This is a genomic window from Undibacterium sp. SXout7W (genome assembly GCF_049339385.1).
In the GTDB taxonomy this organism is placed as follows: domain Bacteria; phylum Pseudomonadota; class Gammaproteobacteria; order Burkholderiales; family Burkholderiaceae_D; genus Undibacterium.
The window spans coordinates 62902-81359 of record NZ_JBMPPF010000022.1 but is presented as its reverse complement, the minus strand read 5'-3'; the positions used below and the strand labels follow the sequence as shown (position 1 = coordinate 81359).

The following is an 18458-nucleotide window of genomic DNA, read 5'->3' as shown; positions in this document are numbered from 1 at the left end:
AACTGGTAAAACACCATCACCCCATGCACCTTTCATTGTTTCCAAAACATCGCGATGATAGGCCCGCTTTTGATTTACTTGATTTGGCAATACACCAAGGGGAGCCAGGTTTGGATTCAAATTTCCCTCAGCCTTTACCCTGTTCACGTTTGAGAAAAACGCAACCAGGCCAGCAATTGCATCGCGATCAGGTTTACAAGGTGACACAGCAAAATCTGCAACAGACAAAGCAACAATCAGCAAATTTGACACAGAAGGTCCGGTGTCTATTACACAGACGTCATAGTCATCAGCTAACTCAGCAAATTTGGCCTGGCCAGCGCGAATAACCGTTTCCAGGTCAGCGCGTTCAGTAATCAGTATTTCCGGGTTAGCTGGCACCAAGGATAGCCCTGCGCCGCAAATGATTGGCTTATCGGTATTGCCAGCCTCAAACAGCCCACTTGCAGAAAGGTATGATGACGGCAAAGCCAGGCCGTTTGATTCACGGATATTCTGAAACGAAGTTGTGAAATTACCTTGAATGTCCATATCAACGCCTAAAACGCGCAAACCGCGATCCATGGCGTAAAACATCAAATGTCTGGCGACAGTGGTTTTACCAATACCGCCTTTTTGGTTTGCAACTGCGATTGTTTTCATAGTCATTGTCCTAAAGTCTGTCTGAAAGAGTAACTCTCGAAAAATAATGCCCTGCTCGGCATAGTGAAATATAAAATTCACCAGTAAACATTATAGCATTTATTGCTATTGCATGGCAATAGCAATAAATAAAAAAACAGGCCATTAAGACCCGTCTTTTTTCCCTAGAAGTAATGAATTTCAATTTCGCATGTGAAATAATTGTTCAGAAGTTCTTAGCAATAAGGTACAAACTCAAGTCTTCACCACGACCTAAAGTCTCTTTTACCCACGCTGGCTTTGCACCCCGACCACTCCAAAGCTCACCACCTGGCCCCTTATACTTAGCCTTTGCCTTGGTAACATTTGGGCGCGGGATAATCTGCTGCGTCAAATGCGAAGCTAACTCACTGCCAGATATCTGGTATTTCTCAATAAGAGAGACGATCAGCTGGATAGCTTCCGGTTTACTGAGATTTTTCATTCTTACCGGACTGACTGACATACCCGCCTTCCTTTCCGATACTGCCAATGTTTTACTATTCTCGGCGGCCCGGTTCACACTTACATCTCCAAACCTTTTGACCGACCTTTTGATACACTCGTATTCTTGCTTTCTGATTTACCCTGTTCGTCATTTGCCTGCACCTTAGACACCGCTACAACGGGATCTTTTTGCAGGCCAGGCAGCGTAGTAATAAATTTTGATTTACCGGCATTTATCTCATAGACATGCTGCCTAAATTCCCTGCTCATCACGTTGTTATACTCTTTGTTGTAGTCAGGAGATTTGGGATCAATTTCTTTAATTTTGTTGTTGATATCAACGTATATTGGAAATAATTCCGGGAATTTTTTAAGCGCAATTTCAGGTTTTGTTCTTGAAAGATGATATGCCCTGGCGTCGATAACAATCTGAGACATTAAAGCCTTTAACTCAGTCTGATCATTGCCATTCGATGTCACGCTTCTAGCGGCCGCACGGTTCCAAAGCTGCTTATTGCGCTCTACAACCTCCTGCCGAAACACATAGCCTGCATTCTCGCTGACCTCTGCAAGCAGGATTCTAGTTGAACGACCATTTCCCTCGCGGAAGGGATGAATTTCATTCCAGGTCTTATAAAAATTCGACATGCTATCAACGAATTTCTCTTTAGGTTGCCCTTTGAAGTAATTTTCGTTGCGCAACTTATCTGTCACGATGTCGGAAAAAGTCACAATCAGATTTTCCGGCATAAACCTTGATCCTGCCTTGGACATATTGATAGTCCTGGTTTCTCCGGCCCATTCGTAAATGCTACCAAACAGATGTTTGTGAATCTTCTTCAAATGTTCAAGATCAAAAGTGCGCTCAATCTTGGCTTCTTTCAAGAGAACTTCCTTCAAAGAGCTTAGTTCAGCTTCAATTTTGTCCAGGCTTTGGTAGTTACGTATACCAAACTTATTTTTAAGGACAGGGTATCCTTTGGCGTCCTTTTCGGGATACAGATAAGGATCTTCGATCTCTTTCATCACTCTGACTTTATATTTTTACGGCTTTAAAAGAAACCAGATTCAGTCTGGTTGCGCAGGATTATATTTTTTTCCAGTTGTTCATGTGTGAGTTCGCCATTAATGAAACGCTGGCAATCCTCCAGGTATTCAGGGGTCGGATTAAAGCCCTCGACACATTGGTTTGCTACAGCCTGCTCCATTGCAAACATTCGGTCATAGCGTTGTTCAGTTTCCTCAACATTACCAGCGACCTCCTTATAGGTGAAGCGTGGGGTTATTTTCATATTACTCTCCAAAGCAAAATCATAATGTACGAACAATTTCTTCCCCTGACAATTTAATAATTAAAGATTCATAGCCCCAGGAAAGCAGGAAGCATACAAAACTCATCATAAACAGCTCGTGATAGTGAGCGTTAAAGTTAGGTAAGAAATAAAAAACAATCCCGAAAATCAAGAATACCGCGACAAAGAAATTGAGAACCCCGCAGACAAACGGGCGCAACCAGAGCAGAAGAAGGAACAGGACTGTGCCAGCTGCGACGGCTATGCCCAAAAACACCCGGACAAAAAAGCCGGCTATCCAGGAAGAGGCCGGATCTACTTTTCTTGCAGTGGAACGCAAAGATTCTTTCAATTGCGCAAAAGGTGACTTCATCATTCCAGGTTTTGTTTTAGCCTGAAGTTGGACTACGTTTGTCATAAAACCTCCATTATTAAACCGCAAGGCAATACCGGTAGTTCTAAATTCTGTCGAGAAACACAATTTTGCCTTCTGATTCCTCGACGCTCAAATGCTGTTTCAATTTCTTAAGATCTGACTTTGATGCAAATACACGAACACAGCCCCAGTTCTCATAATTATGTATATCAAGTTCGGTCAATGATCTTCTTAAAAGTGCATCTTCAAAAGCCAGTTTTAGTGCATACAATTTCTCGCTCGCCGCATAAAGGGGTGGCTTAGTAGTTTTGTACTTAACAATCAGATCAGCAACAGGAATCTTATTGATTAAATAATCGAAAAGGATGTTCGGCCTGTTCGCATCACTATCAAGCAACCTATACAGCGGCATAAGTTCAACGAATTCTTGCTCCGTAATAGAAAAGCGTTTCATAAATTCTGTACCAGGCCACTCAAGGAATATAACTTCACTATAGGTGCTGGAATATCAAAAGTAAAGGTTTTTATTTACTTTAAGTGTAACGAAATATTAAATCAAATAATTTCGCGCGCGAAATGAATGAATTATTTCTTCCCTATCAGCGGTATTAAGACTTGAAGGGCAGGGTATGGACGAAAAAAAAGCCCCGTAATCGAATACGGGGCCAAATGAAACAACGGAAATACTACAAATGCTGGCATAACCAGCACCTCAATGTAACACATCAAAACAGGAATATGTTTGTATTTCCAGTTTATTTATACATATTTCTTGAATTTATAGTCATGTTTCATACTTAAATGACGTATTTTTTTAAAAACAGCTATCTAATAATACGAAACTCCACATAATTTTGTTAAACTGACGTGACCCAAAATTTGCTCTGCCACTTTCCATGCTCGCTATGCCTCCAATCTCGCCAGATTTCGACACCACTCATCAGCAGTGCGCCCCTTTCATTGCGCGGGAAACCATGAAGTCGTTGGTAAAAAATGAAAGTAATTTTGCGCACCTGAGCATAGGTATCAACGGCGGAGCAAGACTTCAGCATCAGCCCAGGACAAAGCAAGAAGCTGTCGCGACAGCAGAATGGCTGATGAACAATGGCTATAACGCCGATTTTGGCTGGTCACAAATTAACAGTGCGAATGTAAAACGGAAAAAACTGGATCTGAACGACGTATTTGATCCTTGTAAAAATCTGCGCATGGGCGCTGACATCTTTCTTGATAATTACAACCTGGCGCTTTCAAAATTCAAAGACCCGGACACCGCCACTTTAGCCGCTATCAGCGCATACAACACCGGCGATTTCCGACGCGGTTTTAAAAACGGCTATGTGCAAAGAATCGTTTATACCGCCGTTCAATTTCAACGAGCTGGCCAAACTCAAAGCAAGACAACATCCGCGCCTTCGCGTAATTCGGTTCCGTTGCGACCGGTACCTAAACTTGAATTTCAAACTGACATTAAATCGGAAAGGGAGGTAAAAAAAAGGGACTAACCAGCAGGACTACAATAAAAAACCAGAATCAACGGATCACTACAAATCAGGAACCTTCTAAATGCAAGGAGAAACCAACCCAGAAAAGCTTAACTCGGAAGAGTTAGAGCAATTTCAAATGGATAAAGATCTAAACAAGAAGTTGGGTGAATTCATAGGCGCACAGGTCGATATTATTTCTAAAACAGAAATGGCATTTGCGTTCACCAACAACATGATTAAGAAAATCATTTTTTATTCGGAGGAGCCAGACAGTTACCTAATGTTGTTTTATTTCGGGCCAGGGAAGGAATTGGCCGCATACGCGACGGCAGAACCTAAGCGGCCTCTTTACTTTAAGCGGCTGAACACCATGATTGAGTTGATTCAAAAAAATAGCCGTTCTGGTACTCAGTCACCAACTGAAATCACGTTGCATTTTAAAAAAGGAATTAAATATGAATAACAGTTTGCAAAACCATCAGCAAACGCTTGAGAGCAGGGCGGCGCTCATTTGCTTTTCACTTTTCATCGCCATGGTTTGTATGTTCCCCGAACTTGCATTCGCTGATGGTTCCGCACCCTGGGTAAGAGGGCCACAAAAAATCATCGACATGGTGAACAGCGGTTTCGCTCGGTCTTGTGCAATCGTGGCGGTAATGGGTCTCGGTTTTGCTGGCCTGGCGAAGAAATTAAGCTGGGGTTGGGCACTGTCGATTATTGGCGGCATCGTGCTGATTTTCGGTGCAGCTGCTGCAGTCGATTTTTTCGCAGGAACCTAAACACTGACGGAACAGGAACCGGCGCCGCAAGGTGCCGGTAGTTAAATATGGCAGATAACTATCACTATGATGATGAAGACCTGGACGAGTACCCATTTTTTGCAGGGCTTACCAGGCAGCCTCAAATCGGCGGTGTGAACTTGATTGCGGTCGTAGTTGAGTTTGAAATTATAGCCATCCTCTTTTTGGCAACTGCAAATTTATTGGTCATTTTTGCCGCTATCCCATTGCATACGATTTTGTATTTGATGAACAGCAAAGACCCAGATGTATTTCGCAATATGTATTTAATGATAATCACAAATGGTGTAGCGAAACGTGAGAAAGAATTTCACGACATGGACTCATTTTCTCACGTCCCGCCAGACCGTTTCGATTGCTAATTTCTTCCCCAATAGAAAAAACCAGATGAAACTTCCACATGAAAACGAAACATACTTAGGAAAGCTGCTTCCCTACGGAAACCATCTTTCGCATAACATCATTCGCATACCCTCGTCACGCGGATACATGGCGATGATCAAGGTTCATGGTGCCTCGTTTGACATGGCGAGCAATGCCCAACTCAATACGCTGTCTATTCGACTGAAGAGTCTCTATAAGAACATTGGCAAGCCTGAAGTAGCGTTGTGGACAAATATCATCAGGCGGCCCTATGTTGGCTATCCTGGCGGGCGTTTCCCCCCAGGTTTCGCCAATGATTTAAACGAAGATTACAAACGCAAAATAGCATCCAGCGATTTACGCATCAACGAGATATATATCTCCGTCTTATATCGGCCTGAGCCGACAGCGGCTATTTCTGGTCTAAAAAATATTCTTGAAAAAGTCGATCATAAGAGCAGGGTCGCGGAAATCAGGGAAGAAATGGCAGTCATGGAAGATTTCATCTATTCCGCCATGCATGGGCTAAATGACTTTTATCCTGATCTGCTGAGTACATACGAACTCAACGGGCAGATGTTTTCCGAACCTGGTGAGATTCTTCACTACTTGCTATCCGGGTATCACAAGCGAATTCCTGTCGCTCGTCAGACACTGAGTAATTTGATCGTAGGTTCAAGACCACTTTTTGCTAAAGGTGGGGCCATAGTTCTCAAAACGCCATTTGCAAATCAAACAGTAGGCATGTTGTCTTCTGTCAGCTGCCCAGAACGGCCGCATTCACGTTGCCTGGATGAATTGCTGTCACTGCCATACGATCTGGTCATCACTCATTCGATGGAGTTTATGAGCAGACAAAGCGCGTTGAATATGATTAAACGCCAGTCCGACCGATTAGAAAACGCAGCTGATAAGGCGGTCAGTCAGATTGAGGATCTTGAGGATGCACAGGCTGCCGTTACTGCTGGCGAATGTGTCTTTGGTGATTATCATTTCACTGTCCAGGTTAAAGCAGAGAAACTTAAAAATGCTATGCAGGCGGTCGGGACTGTTTTAGGGAATAACAGTTTCCCATTTGTAAAACAGGACAAAGCGGCAGCGGCAGCCTATTTGTCGCAGATGCCCGGCAATTTCAAATACAGGCCAAATTTATTTCCGATATCGAGCATCAATTATGCTCACATCAATTCGCTCCACAATTATCCCATAGGACGACGCAGCGGGTCACAATGGGGTGATGCAGTATGTGTGTTGCCTACGACCGCCAACACGCCCTATTTTATGAATTTTCATAAACATGATGATGGTGCAGTGGCAGATGATCAAAAAATTATTGATCCTGACCACAGGGAGGCAGCCAATGCAATGATCTTCGGCCGGACGGGTACGGGTAAAACGACATTCGCCGCATTTCTGCTCAACATGATGATCAAGTTTTGGCAATGTGGCGAAGAGCCATATCTTGGTCTTTGCTTCGACCTGGATCAATCACAAGCAAACCACATCCGGGCCAACAAAGGCAGATATTTTGTTATTCGAAATGGGCATAAAACAGGCTTTCAGCCTCTGCAATTACCGCCTACACCAGCAAACAGAGACCTTGTTTTTGGTTTGATCATGGTGATGATTAAAGCTAAAGAGTTCAAGATTTCCCTCGAAGAAGAAGGAAAATTAAGAAGGGCAGTCAATGGCGTCATGAATGACGATATTGCCATTGAACACCGCAGGATAAGTTCGTTACTCGAATTCCTTGATCCTTCTGTTGAAAATGGCGTCTTTAAGAGATTGTTGCCGTGGTGTGCTGGCAATGAAAAAGGCTGGATATTCGACAACGAAAGAGAAGAAATTGACATCGAAGGCGTGCCTATGGTCGGCTTCGATTTAACAGAAGTCTTCACACAGCAAGATATTCAGGAAGTTGTATTTTTCTACCTGTTGCAACGCGCCGACATTCTGATGGATGGCCGACGTTTCCCAATTTTTGTTGAAGAGTTGGGCCAGCTGGCGAGCTTGCGTAGTATCAGTGACTACTTCGAGAAAAAATTGGTACGTATCCGCAAATTCAATGCCTTCATTGTTGGGCTGATGCAGTATCCCGGCCAGGCAAGAGGTACGCCATTTGAGAAATCGATTTCGTCACAAGCCGCAACTCAAATTTTCTTCAGCGATGACAAAGCAGACTATGCAGATTACGTTGAGCTGATGAAATGCACCAAAGCTGAATATAAGTTTGTGCGCGAGACAAATAAGGATGATCGTTTGCTGCTAATCAAGCAAGGTAATGACTCTATGAAAGTGTCATTTAACCTGAGTGGCCTTGAAGATCATATATCAATTTTAAGTTCGAATCCGACCACAGCCGAAGTCATTAGTAAATTGATTTCGGATCTTGGTGACGATCCGAAAGTGTGGATGCCGGCATTCCAGGAACGCCGGAAAATGTTGAAAGTTAAAGCTGAAAACTCTAGGAGGATGTATGAAACTGCTTAAAAAAATACTTATTGTGAGTTCATTGGTAATCACAAACCTGGCCCACGCACAACTGCCTGTCATTGATGGCGCTGCCCTGGCGAAATGGGTGTTGCAAATCAAAGCAATGAAAGACCAGCTTGAACAATTGACCGAAACAAATCGTCAGTGGTCAGGTACGCGAGGCATGGAAGATCTTGTCAACAACCCGCAAATGCGCCGTTATCTTCCCTCTAATTACCAGCAAATTCTTAACAGCGGCTTCGGAAACAGCCAGCAGATCCGGGAACAATATAAACGATTCGGCATAGATCAAACAAAAATACCGGCAGACAGCGAAGTTGCAAAACATTTTAACGACAACGCAAATTTCGCTGCCACCAACCGTGCTGCTGTCGAAGAAGCATATCGCCAGGCCAGCAGGCGTTTTGATGATCTTGATACGTTGTTAAATCAGCTGAAACGCACAAAAGACCCCAAAGACGCCATGGATTTGCAGGTGCGAATTCAAGCAGAACAAGCGATTTTGCAAAATGAAGCCAACAAAATGAATATGTTCAATGCCCTGGCACAAGCACAAGATCGTCTTCAAGAACAGCAAGCCAAAGAGCTTCAAATGAAGATGAGTAATGGGAAAGTACCCAAGTACTAGCAAGAGGTTTAATTTCGCGCGCGAAATTTATTTAACAGAGTAAAGGAAAAACCATGGCCACCGATCCCAGCAGTTTCTATGCAGACACTTATAAAAACCTGTCTGATCCTATCAATACATTTTTGACGCAGACCGTCGAAAAGGTAGTGAGTGGTTTTTCCCCCATGGTTACGAGCTTTTTGATTATCTATTGCTTTATCTGGGGCTGGGCACTGATGAATGGCAGTGTCAAAGAGCCGTTTATGGACGGCGTTCGCCGTATCATCAGGATCAGCTTCATTGCTGGCCTGGCGATGAGCGTAGGCGTTTATAACGGCCTTATTGTCGATACATTTTGGAATATTCCTGATGCGTTGGGAAAACTCATTGCACCTGGTAGCACATCAACCCCTGAAGCGGCATTCACGTTTCTCGATAGGGTAATGGACAAGTTTTTTGAAAATGGGGACGTCTTCTATCAAAAGGCATCTGGCCTGAAGTTATCTAACTTCGGTCTGATGTTGATCGCCGTTGCCATCTGGATCGCCGGTATCTGCATAACCTGTGGCGCGTTCATTCTTTTGTTAGCAGTAAAACTGGTACTCGCCTGCATGTTGGCCATTGGCCCAATCGCCATCGCACTGGTGACGTTTGAAGCAACAAAGCGGTATTGCGATCAATGGATTTCGCTTGTCGCCAGCGCCATTGCGGGAAGTCTGCTTACCATCATTTTCATAAACCTGGTTTTGGTCGTTCTCGAAAAATATATTGAAAAGGTGGGAACAGACGTTTCAATCCGTGCGTCTCTTCCTCTTCTGATATTTGGTGTGATTGCAGCGGTGTATTACATCCAAATTCCTCAACTGGCATCCACGCTCGGCGGTGGTGCTGCAGTCGGCTCTTTAGGGTTAGGTAGAGCAATCGGGGGCAGGGTATTAGGTGGAGCCAAAGGTACAGCAGGAGGCGTTAAAAACCTTGCTACCGGAAAAACGTTGAACGACATGCGTAACAACAGGCGCCAGCGACACATGAATAAAGAGTTTGCAACGAAACATCCTGGCGCGGTGGCGAAGACGACAAGATGGGCCATGAACAAAATGCGACCAAATTCAATTAAAGAATCTGCATAATGTTGCTATATAACCCAAAAAGACTGCATTAATTTCCAGAAAAATGTATAATTTTCCGAAAACTTAGAAAGGTTTTCAATGCCAAATATCCGTATATTCCGGGGCATTTTGCCCTGTTTTTTTGTCTGTTTGCTTTCAGGATGTGCTTTCTTTTCCCCAGCGGTAAAGCCTAAAGAGTGCAAAGGCGAACTTCACCCTATCAACAAGCCAGGCACGATTCAAACTCAAGGACGCATGTGATGTTAAATAGACCACCTAAGAATGGAAACTCACAAGTAAAGGGCAAGGCCAAAGGCACCGCCCAAGCTGAACCGGAAATATTTAAGCAAGGCTTGAGCTGGGAAGCTGATACAGAACTCATGCTTGAAAAGAGTGAACGAAGAGCCTGGATCGTGGCGGGGGCAGGAAGCATTTTTGGACTGCTCGGCGGAAGTGTGGGCGCGTACCAGCTGTTCAGAGATCCCCCAGCTCCAGTGGTTCTTGAGGTCGATAAACTGTCAGGCCGCCTGCAAATGCTGACAACTCTGACCGACGAAAAAGAAAGTTATGGCCAAGCTTCGGATGAGCATTGGTGCCAAATGTATTTGCTTTACAGGATGTCGTATAACTTCGACATGACAAGAGAGTTTTATGTGTACGTCGGCTATATGTCGTCGCCCGACGAGCAGCAAAGATATCACACCTGGTTTCAACCCAATGACAACCCAAACTCGCCCATAAATCTGTACGGGAAAGATATTCGGGTAAAAATCAAAATTCAATCAGTTTCCCCGCTGACAGTAGGAAAAACAATGCTGATTCGATATGTAAAAATTTTCGAAGGTGCCAACGTTGCACAACCGGAAAACTGGCAAGTCATCATCAATTTCAAGTTTCAGCCTAACAGCAAAATGACAAAAGAAGCCAGGTTAATCAACCCGTATGCATTCCAATGTACCGGCTTCGAAGAACAACCCGACGGAAGTTTGAATTCCAAAGCTTTTGAAAAGGCAGGTAAAAAATAATGATCATCAACTCACGCATTTTATGCTCGGTTGCAGTCGTTGCCATTTCTCTGTTTTCAGCGTCAGTTGTTGCTGAAACAGAACCCCTCAAAGGGGTGGCAGACAACCGGGTGCGGCAAATTATATACGACCAAAACGACATCATCCGTGTGCAAACGTTTTTCGGTATTCGCACACTGATTCGCTTTCCAGCTGACGAGAAAATCATCGACTACAACGGCGGCGACGATCCAGCTTGGGATATTCCGAAGTCCATAGGTAAAAACTATATGTTCGTGAAGCCTAAAGAGGATAACCCGGACATGAATTTGATCGTCATCACAGAAAACACAAAAGGGGTGCAGCATGACTACAATTTTGTGTTGACGCTTCTGAATCAGCAACAACGTGTAAAGCGCCCGTTTGACACTAACGAAGCGACTCTCAAGTTACAGATATTTCACCCTGATGATGCAGGCTTGAAAATGAAAAGTGAGGCAGCTGAGAAGGCAGCTAGGGAAAAAAAAGAAATAGCCAAAGAGCTTAATCCGGCCAACCCGTTGCAAACGCAGCGAGATTTAAATTTTGATTACTGGTCATGTGGCGACAAGGAAATAACACCAACGTCTGCTTACGATGACGGCCAGATGATCAAACTCACCTTTGCTAACAACCGCGACATTCCCTCGATTCATGAAGTGTTAAGTGATGGCTCAGAAAGTCTGATTCAGCATTCCATGTCTGGATTGACTACGATGGTTATACCCAAGGTTGTTAAAAAATTGGTGTTACGCAAAGACCCACTTGTCGCCTGCGTGGTCAATATGTCCTATGACCCAGACTCACTTCAAGACAACTTGAGCGGCACATCCAGCAGCAAAGTTTACCGCGAATTAAAAGGTAATACGCCATGAGCGACAATAACCAAAAACCACTCAGCCACGATGACGCCAACCAAAATCATAACGACATAGAAGAAGGCCGGCGTGAACTACATCCTGGCGAAGTCGAAGAAGAAGAAGTGATTACGACGCGCAGAAGGCGCGTTGTCGATAACAGCACCGCAATCCCGGCGGAAGAATTGGGCAACGATGATTTACCGGATTTAAATCGGAAAGCCGTTGGTGGAACGCTGCTCAAAGTGCTGTTGTTCTGTTTTGGCCTGGCCGCAGCCGCTTATATGCTCTATATGGTCAATTCACCCAAAAAGGTCAAAGAACCAGATAAGAATGTGACGGTTTCAAACAACCTGCCACCACTTGCCGTTGATACCGAACCAGCCAAGCCAATCGGTGTCGTCAATGCTAAAGGCGGCCCGGTTGAGGCACCACAAAAAACCAAACCGCTCGATTGGTGGGACAGAAAGCGTTTCGGACAGGGCAGTCAAAACGAAAATGCTGGAGGTGCCTACGGTGAACGCCGGGAAAAGCAAGACGTCGATCAGAACGGCTTCACTGAAAGATGCGATCCGCTGTTGCATGAAAATTGCAAGCACAGATCAGAACTCGGGGCCAAGCTTGAACCGACAACGTTTAAGGTTGCATTAGCAGGCTTCATGCCGGACAGAAATTACCTTATCACGTCCAGTACGGCCCTTGATGCAACGCTTGATTCTGCAATTGATAGTAGTGAGCCAGGTATCATCAAAGCCACGCTGACAAAGGACGTTTTCTCTGATAACAATCAGGTAAAACTCCTGGAACGCGGGTCGCAGGTAGATGGACAATATTCAGGTTCTGTGAAGCCTGGTAATGCGAAATTGTTTGTCATTTGGACTCGCATTCGCACTCCCAACGGGGTTTGGATCAATATTGACAGCCCTGGAGCTGATGCACTCGGCAGATCAGGCATGTCCGGCCAGGTTGACAACCGTTTTTGGGACAGGTTTGGTGCTGCGTTCTTGTTGAGTATTTTCAAAGACACTTCTGCATATGCCAGAAATCGTGTTCAAAACAATGGAAACTCAAATCAATTAACCCTGGATAACAGTGGAAATGCGATCAATACGAGCGTGGAAAAACGTCTCGAAGTTGACGCAAATATCCCGCCAGTCCTCACCAAAAATCAAGGTGATCATATTCAGATTATGGTCGCAAGAGATCTTGATTTTTCGCCCGTATACCGATTGGCATTGAAAAAAAATGATTAATCCCAGCTTACTAACACCAGTATTTAATGCAAATTTTGCGCATGTCAGAAAGTTTCTCGATGGAGATATCTCAGAATTGGCGATTAATAGGCCACAGGAATTATGGACTGAAGGCCGTAACGGATGGGAAAGGTTCGACGTACCGGAATTGACAATGGAAAAGTTGATGTCCATTGCTACTAATATTGCGTCATTTAACAGTACCGGCATTGACAGTGATAAGCCCTTCTTATCAGCAGCGTTGCCAACTGGTGAGCGGACACAGATTGTCATCCCCCCGGCTGTCATCCGCGACACATTTAGTCTGACGATTCGCAAACCATCCTTGAAGGATTCCAGCATTGACATTCTGGAAGAGCAGGGCGTATTTGACAATGCGGAAATACCTAATGACGATCTGAAGCCTTTTGAAAAAACGCTCTGGGAACTCCATAAAAAAAAGAGTTTTGCTGAATTCTTCAAAATGGCAGTTCTCAATAAAAGGAATATTGTCTTGTGCGGTAAAACCGGAAGCGGGAAGACTCACATTGCAAAAGCCTTTGCCAAAGAGATCCCGCTGTACGAACGGATCATCACGATTGAAGATGTCCACGAATTTATTCTGCGTCAACCAAACAAGGTGCACTTGATTTTTTCGCGTGAAGGGAAGCCACACGTCAAAGACTCGTTGGCAGCTTGTCTCAGGATGAAACCTGATCGTATTTTTCTTTCGGAAATGCGCGGGGACGAATCTTGGGAATACGTCAAGTCAGTTGGTTCCGCTCATCCTGGCTCACTTGCCACGATGCACGCTGACAGTACTAAGGAGGCGTTCTACCAGCTGACGGCGCTTATCAAAGATAGTCCAACTGGATCTACCCTGGACATCAGCTACATCATGAAGCGCCTGTACGCAACTATCGACATTGTAGTTGTGTGCTCCAACAGAAAAATTACTGAGGTTTACTATGACCCTGAACTTAAACGCGAAAACATGCATTAAATATGGGGTGATAGCGTGGTTTGTAGTGTTACCAATTGTTGCATTACACATGGGAGCGTTGCTGTTTTGTGTGTGGAATGGCATCCCTGATAGTACTGCCAGCCCATTGATGTTGTGGAAGTATCACGTTGCTTACACAGGACAAAAACCTGTTCAATTAAAGCTTCTTGTCTCTACGCTTGTCCCTCTTATTTCCCTACTAGCGGTGTCAGTCTTATTTTTTGGGAAACCAAAAAAATCCCTGCATGGTGAAGCCAGATTTGCGACAAAGAGTGAATTAGATAAAGCTGGATTGTTCGGCAATGATGGCGTCATCATCGGAAAATTCAATAATCAGTTTTTGGTAATTTCTGAAGTGCTGCATGTGTTGCTCGCGTCCGCTACGCGAGGCGGCAAAGGTGTGGCCATCGTCATCACAAACCTGCTCTTTTGGCGGCACAGCCTGGTCAACACCGATATCAAGTTAGAAAATTTTAAGATCACAAGCAAGATTAGACAGATAATTTTCAAAAACGAGATTTTCAAGTTTGATCCTTTTAATTCAGATGGGCTTACGCATCAATATAACCCTCTGTTCTATATAGACCTGGACAACAAAAGGAAAATGATTGACGACATTCAGGTCATTGCAAATCTGTTCTTCCCCGATGTTGACGGCAAAGACCCTATCTGGACATCCACACCAAAGACGCTATTTATGGGGTTGATCATGTATCTGATAGAGACACCTGGAAAAGTTGTCAGTGTTGGCCAGGTGCTTCGAGAGTCAATGGTTGCCGGTGATGGTTCAGATTATCTTAAAGCTGTTATTCAACAGCGCAAGCACAGCGATATGCCGCTATCAATGGAGTGCGAAAGTTTTCTCACGACATATGCAGGAATTGATGCAGATGCAACAAGGGCAGGTATTATCGCTGGCTTTCGCTCACGTCTCGAATTGTGGGCCAACCCTCTCATCGACGCGGCCACATCTGGAAATGATTTTGATTTTCGTGACTTGCGAAAAAAGCGGATGACAATTTACAACGGACTTAAACCGCGTGATATCAAGCGCGCTGCTATTCTCAATTCAATTTTTTGGCAGCAATTGATATCGGTAAATTTGAATGAGCTACCAGAACATAACCCGAAACTCAAATACAAAGTTCTACTGCTCATGGATGAGTTTGGCGTCCTTGGCAATTTGGATGTTTTGTTTAATGGTGTTGCCTTTATAGCTGGTTATGGCTTGCAGCTTTTAACGATATTTCAAGGCCCGGGCCAGCTCATTCCAATCTACAAGCAGAAAGATGCAGTTGCCAACTTTCTAGACAATCATCATGCGCATGTTATTTATACACCACCAAAAAACGACTCTGATATTTCAGATTCAATTTCAAAAGCTCTTGGCTATTTCGATCTAACTACCAAAACATTTTCTAAATCAAAAGACATTTGGAAAGATAGCGGCTCGATCAACACCAGCGATCAAAAACGTGCACTGATGTCACCTCAAGAGTTGCGCGAAATGGATCAATCAAGAGAAATCATTCTTTACCGGGAAACACACCCGATTCAAGCTACTAAAGCGCTCTATTACAAAAATTCCTACTTTGTAGAACTTTTGGCGCATGCATCCCCAACATTGGGAGCAAAGAAAAAACGCTGGTCGCTCTTTTTCAATGGCTATAGCAAAAAAGATATTGAAAAGGCTATGGAACGATCCGAGCTGGAAATTAAATCACCCCGTATTGATTATGCAAAGTTTGATTCGGACGTGAAGACTTCTATGCGTATGGCTCACGAAGTCATGGAAATTGAACATCAGAAGAAGGCCGAGGAGGAGGCCAAAGAATCGGGTAAAGAAATACCAAAAAATGATAAACAAGATACACAAATTTCCGAAAATAGTGATGTTTTTCCAGAAAACATTGCATTAGAGCGAGAAATTACGCACGCAGATTTACAAAACATTTACAATATGCCTGTGGAATTGTTCTCTTTCGATCCCCTGGATTTGTCAGTACCGGAAGAAGACCCACTAGATGAATTTGCCTTACTTGAATTAGCCAACAACGCGATAAGCCAACTTGATGAAGGAGACGGAAATGGATTTGACGAACATTATTGAAAAAGGTGTCGTTGGTGCACACCAAGAAGGTAAAGCCATCGAAGCAGAAGAGAAAAACTCTGCAGGTTACGACAATAAGATGTCAATCCTAAACCGCACCAGCGGCGCAGCAGGTAAACGCGCCGCAGAAGATTTCCGTGATTTCAAAGGAATGATTCAAGCGAAAGCCAATCTGGACAAGCTGGCAGATACGCAGGAAATAAATCGGTCAGAACACGCAAAAAGGCAGGTGGAAATTCAGCAGAATGAACAAAAAATCGCTTTGGCAATTGCTACCAAAGCGATGTTTTTGCGTATGAAGGAAACGAAGGCTTATAGCGAAGAGTTCAGGAAATTGTATCAACAGGATTTTGGTAAATCTGTCAAAGAAACGTTCGCTGAAGACTTTGGTACGAACCATGGCTTATCAGATGGCGCCCTTGCTGACGCGCAAGAAAGCATGAGACAACAACGATTGTTGCTACAAGAGTCGAAAGCACGAAGAATTGAAGATCTTCGCTCTTTACCTGGTGCACAGTTTGACCAACAAGCAGAAACTGCTAGCGCTGGTACCAGCAATACGCCCGAAGAGAAATCACAAGCTGAATCATCAGATTCAAAAAAAATCAGCGATGCACAGACAAAGACTGCCAGCCAGCCAGATGAGGATGTCTCGAATGTCATTCCTGAATCTGTTTTGCGCAAGTATGTAGTAGTAGATAACCGCTACTACGAAAACGGCAAAGAAGAAAAATTAGCATTCGTCGATGGCACGACCAAAATCAGCGCGTCTGATGGAACACCAGATGATCACCATGTTAGAAGCATGGTAGATATTGCTGAAGCGCGCAAATGGCCCTCAATCAAAGTCAGTGGTACCAAAGAGTTTAGGGCTACCGTATGGCTTGAGGCGTCTTTGCGTGGCATCAAAGTTGATGGCTATGTACCGAGCGATATCGAAAAAGCGAGGCTGGCCGCCGTGCTTGCAAAACGCGACAAAACTCATCCTGAAAGCCGCGTCGATAATTCCATCGAACGTGGCCCGATGCAGAAGGCTCAAAAAAACAAAAGCGAATCCAATACGGCAAAAGTAAGCTCAAAACAAGGCGTCGTATCAAATGATCAGCCGCAAAGCTATAACCAGGATACAAACTCGTCAAAGGCTAAGTCCGAGCCAAAAGTAAGGACATATGTAGGCAAATTAGTTGAGCACGGCCCAGCATTATATAAATTCGATAAAGACGAATCGCCAAGTTATTTTGCAAAAATAGAAACGATAAAAGGTGTTGAGACCATCTGGGGAAAAGATATTCAATTTGCAATGAGTGAAGCCAATGCGAAGATTGGCGAAGAAATCAAATTGCAGCATACCGGCCAGAAACCTGTGGTCGTTGATGCAAATGTCCGCAATGAAGAGGGAAAAGTTGTGGGTGTCGAGCCGATAGATACTAACCGCAATAATTGGAAAGTAGAAAGGCTGGAAGCGGCCGCCCAGCCGGTTGACGATTCTCTTTCAAGAAAAGAAAAGTTATTAAAAGCATTCGACTCTGATCCTTCAATCCTTGAAGCTGCAAAAAGACACCCTGAGCTTCCAGAACTCACGCACGCTGCCGCCGCGCTGTTGGTCACAGAAAAACAACTCGCCTCCAAGACAGATGCAGAACGCCAAGCCCTGCTCAACAATGCCAAGGCGAACATGCGCCGGGACATCGAGCAAGACAAGGGCGTGCCGTCTGTCCTGGTCAAAGAAAACGGAAACATCAACCTCGCCGGTGCCAAGCAGAGCAAAAAAGATTCATCCACCAATAAACCAACGAAAACAAAACAGCAGGAGCTTTCACAATGAAAAAGATTTTACTTTTTACCGCAATGTTGTTCATGAATCTGGGAAATGCCTGGGCACAAGAACAAGGCTTCAACGTATATCCCTACGGCAAACGCACAGTGTTTGAGTTTACCGAAGTGCCTGGTTCATTGACTGTGCGCGATGAATTCGGGACAGAAATCACTTATGAACGCATCAGTGATAAGACATTCCGTTTTGCAAAATTGATGACGAATTTCTCTGCGGTCATTAATGGGAAGAAATACCGCTTTATCAATTTCAAAGTCGTCCCGGATGAAATTTTTGAGCGTGCACCATCTGTGGCCACCACACCCCAGCAGCCTTTCGCGCAGTCTGTACCTGTTGCCGGAAGTCCTGTACTTGTCCAGGTACAGACTCCAAACGGCCCTGTGGCCATGTATGCCTACCCAGCTGCACCAGCAATGATCCAGGCACCGGCACCAGTGGCAGCCAAGGAACCAGCGCAAGACAAAAAGTCTTCGCGTCAATGGATCATCAAAGCTGAGCATAAATACCTTCGTGATTTGATCGAAGATTGGGCCCAGCAAGCAGGGTATGAAGTGGCTTGGGAGACAAGGGATTTTCCTCTCAAAGTCAGAGCGGACAAAGTAATCAGTAACGGATCGTTTCTGGATGCGCTGAGTGTTCTTGGTGAAGCCTACCGCAACAGTGATGCGCCATTTCAAATCCAGCCAACAGCATTTCAACAAATTATCGTGCGTCCAATGACAGCACAAGACGCCGGGGAATAAAT

20 protein-coding genes are annotated in these 18458 nt (G+C 44.4%); 14 read left to right on the top strand and 6 right to left on the bottom strand.

The window, feature by feature from the left end:
• From ACO0LB_RS18270 to ACO0LB_RS18245, 6 genes are all read right to left on the bottom strand, one after another.
• Positions 1-642 (bottom strand): ParA family protein (locus tag ACO0LB_RS18270; RefSeq protein ID WP_423051704.1); only part of this gene is annotated, 642 nt, incomplete at its 3' end.
• A 205-nt stretch (positions 643-847) separates the two neighbouring features.
• The gene (locus ACO0LB_RS18265; protein ID WP_423051702.1) at positions 848-1126 is read right to left on the bottom strand and encodes an H-NS family nucleoid-associated regulatory protein; all 279 of its coding nucleotides are present in this window, start codon (positions 1124-1126) and stop codon (positions 848-850) included.
• Positions 1127-1185: 59 nt separating this feature from the next.
• Entirely contained in the window at positions 1186-2133 is a 948-nt protein-coding gene (locus ACO0LB_RS18260) for a Fic/DOC family protein (RefSeq protein WP_423051700.1), read from the bottom strand.
• Positions 2134-2159: 26 nt separating this feature from the next.
• On the bottom strand, positions 2160-2399 hold the full coding sequence (locus tag ACO0LB_RS18255; protein WP_423051698.1) for an antitoxin VbhA family protein: 240 nt from the start codon (positions 2397-2399) through the stop codon (positions 2160-2162).
• 19 nt (positions 2400-2418) lie between these two features.
• A complete protein-coding gene (locus ACO0LB_RS18250; protein WP_423051696.1) occupies positions 2419-2817 on the bottom strand; it encodes a hypothetical protein in 399 nt (132 codons plus the stop codon).
• A 40-nt stretch (positions 2818-2857) separates the two neighbouring features.
• Positions 2858-3229, bottom strand: coding sequence for a hypothetical protein (locus ACO0LB_RS18245; RefSeq protein WP_423051694.1), 372 nt, complete (start codon positions 3227-3229; stop codon positions 2858-2860).
• A gap of 442 nt (positions 3230-3671) precedes the next feature.
• Between ACO0LB_RS18245 and ACO0LB_RS18240 the strand changes: the two genes are divergently transcribed.
• From ACO0LB_RS18240 to ACO0LB_RS18175, 14 genes are all read left to right on the top strand, one after another.
• Entirely contained in the window at positions 3672-4280 is a 609-nt protein-coding gene (locus ACO0LB_RS18240) for a lytic transglycosylase domain-containing protein (protein ID WP_423051692.1), read from the top strand.
• Positions 4281-4341: 61 nt separating this feature from the next.
• A complete protein-coding gene (locus ACO0LB_RS18235) occupies positions 4342-4725 on the top strand; it encodes a hypothetical protein (RefSeq protein ID WP_423051690.1) in 384 nt (127 codons plus the stop codon).
• The gene (locus ACO0LB_RS18230; protein ID WP_423051688.1) at positions 4718-5041 is read left to right on the top strand and encodes a TrbC/VirB2 family protein; all 324 of its coding nucleotides are present in this window, start codon (positions 4718-4720) and stop codon (positions 5039-5041) included. The genes ACO0LB_RS18235 and ACO0LB_RS18230 overlap by 8 nt, the downstream gene beginning before the upstream one ends.
• Positions 5042-5088: 47 nt before the next feature.
• On the top strand, positions 5089-5424 hold the full coding sequence (locus ACO0LB_RS18225; RefSeq protein ID WP_423051686.1) for a VirB3 family type IV secretion system protein: 336 nt from the start codon (positions 5089-5091) through the stop codon (positions 5422-5424).
• A gap of 25 nt (positions 5425-5449) precedes the next feature.
• Positions 5450-7915: a hypothetical protein gene (locus ACO0LB_RS18220; protein WP_423051684.1), complete on the top strand. Its 2466-nt coding sequence runs from the start codon at positions 5450-5452 to the stop codon at positions 7913-7915.
• A complete protein-coding gene (gene virB5, locus ACO0LB_RS18215; RefSeq protein ID WP_423051682.1) occupies positions 7902-8546 on the top strand; it encodes a P-type DNA transfer protein VirB5 in 645 nt (214 codons plus the stop codon). The genes ACO0LB_RS18220 and virB5 overlap by 14 nt, the downstream gene beginning before the upstream one ends.
• Before the next feature lie 53 nt (positions 8547-8599).
• Positions 8600-9655 carry a type IV secretion system protein gene (locus tag ACO0LB_RS18210; RefSeq protein WP_423051680.1) on the top strand — a complete coding sequence of 352 codons (1056 nt, stop codon included), beginning with the start codon at positions 8600-8602 and terminating at the stop codon, positions 9653-9655.
• Positions 9656-9894: 239 nt separating this feature from the next.
• Complete coding sequence (locus ACO0LB_RS18205) at positions 9895-10659, top strand: virB8 family protein (protein ID WP_423051678.1); 765 nt, start codon at positions 9895-9897, stop codon at positions 10657-10659.
• Entirely contained in the window at positions 10659-11552 is an 894-nt protein-coding gene (locus tag ACO0LB_RS18200) for a TrbG/VirB9 family P-type conjugative transfer protein (RefSeq protein ID WP_423051676.1), read from the top strand. Before ACO0LB_RS18205 ends, ACO0LB_RS18200 begins: the two co-directional genes overlap by 1 nt.
• A complete protein-coding gene (gene virB10 / locus ACO0LB_RS18195; RefSeq protein WP_423051674.1) occupies positions 11549-12787 on the top strand; it encodes a type IV secretion system protein VirB10 in 1239 nt (412 codons plus the stop codon). Before ACO0LB_RS18200 ends, virB10 begins: the two co-directional genes overlap by 4 nt.
• Positions 12780-13769, top strand: coding sequence for a P-type DNA transfer ATPase VirB11 (virB11, locus tag ACO0LB_RS18190; RefSeq protein WP_423051672.1), 990 nt, complete (start codon positions 12780-12782; stop codon positions 13767-13769). Before virB10 ends, virB11 begins: the two co-directional genes overlap by 8 nt.
• A complete protein-coding gene (locus ACO0LB_RS18185; RefSeq protein WP_423051670.1) occupies positions 13735-15879 on the top strand; it encodes a type IV secretory system conjugative DNA transfer family protein in 2145 nt (714 codons plus the stop codon). The genes virB11 and ACO0LB_RS18185 overlap by 35 nt, the downstream gene beginning before the upstream one ends.
• Positions 15857-17704 (top strand): LPD7 domain-containing protein, encoded by a 1848-nt coding sequence (locus ACO0LB_RS18180; protein WP_423051668.1) that lies wholly within the window; start codon positions 15857-15859, stop codon positions 17702-17704. Before ACO0LB_RS18185 ends, ACO0LB_RS18180 begins: the two co-directional genes overlap by 23 nt.
• Positions 17701-18456: a TcpQ domain-containing protein gene (locus ACO0LB_RS18175; RefSeq protein WP_423051666.1), complete on the top strand. Its 756-nt coding sequence runs from the start codon at positions 17701-17703 to the stop codon at positions 18454-18456. The genes ACO0LB_RS18180 and ACO0LB_RS18175 overlap by 4 nt, the downstream gene beginning before the upstream one ends.
• The last annotated feature ends 2 nt before the right edge of the window (positions 18457-18458 follow it).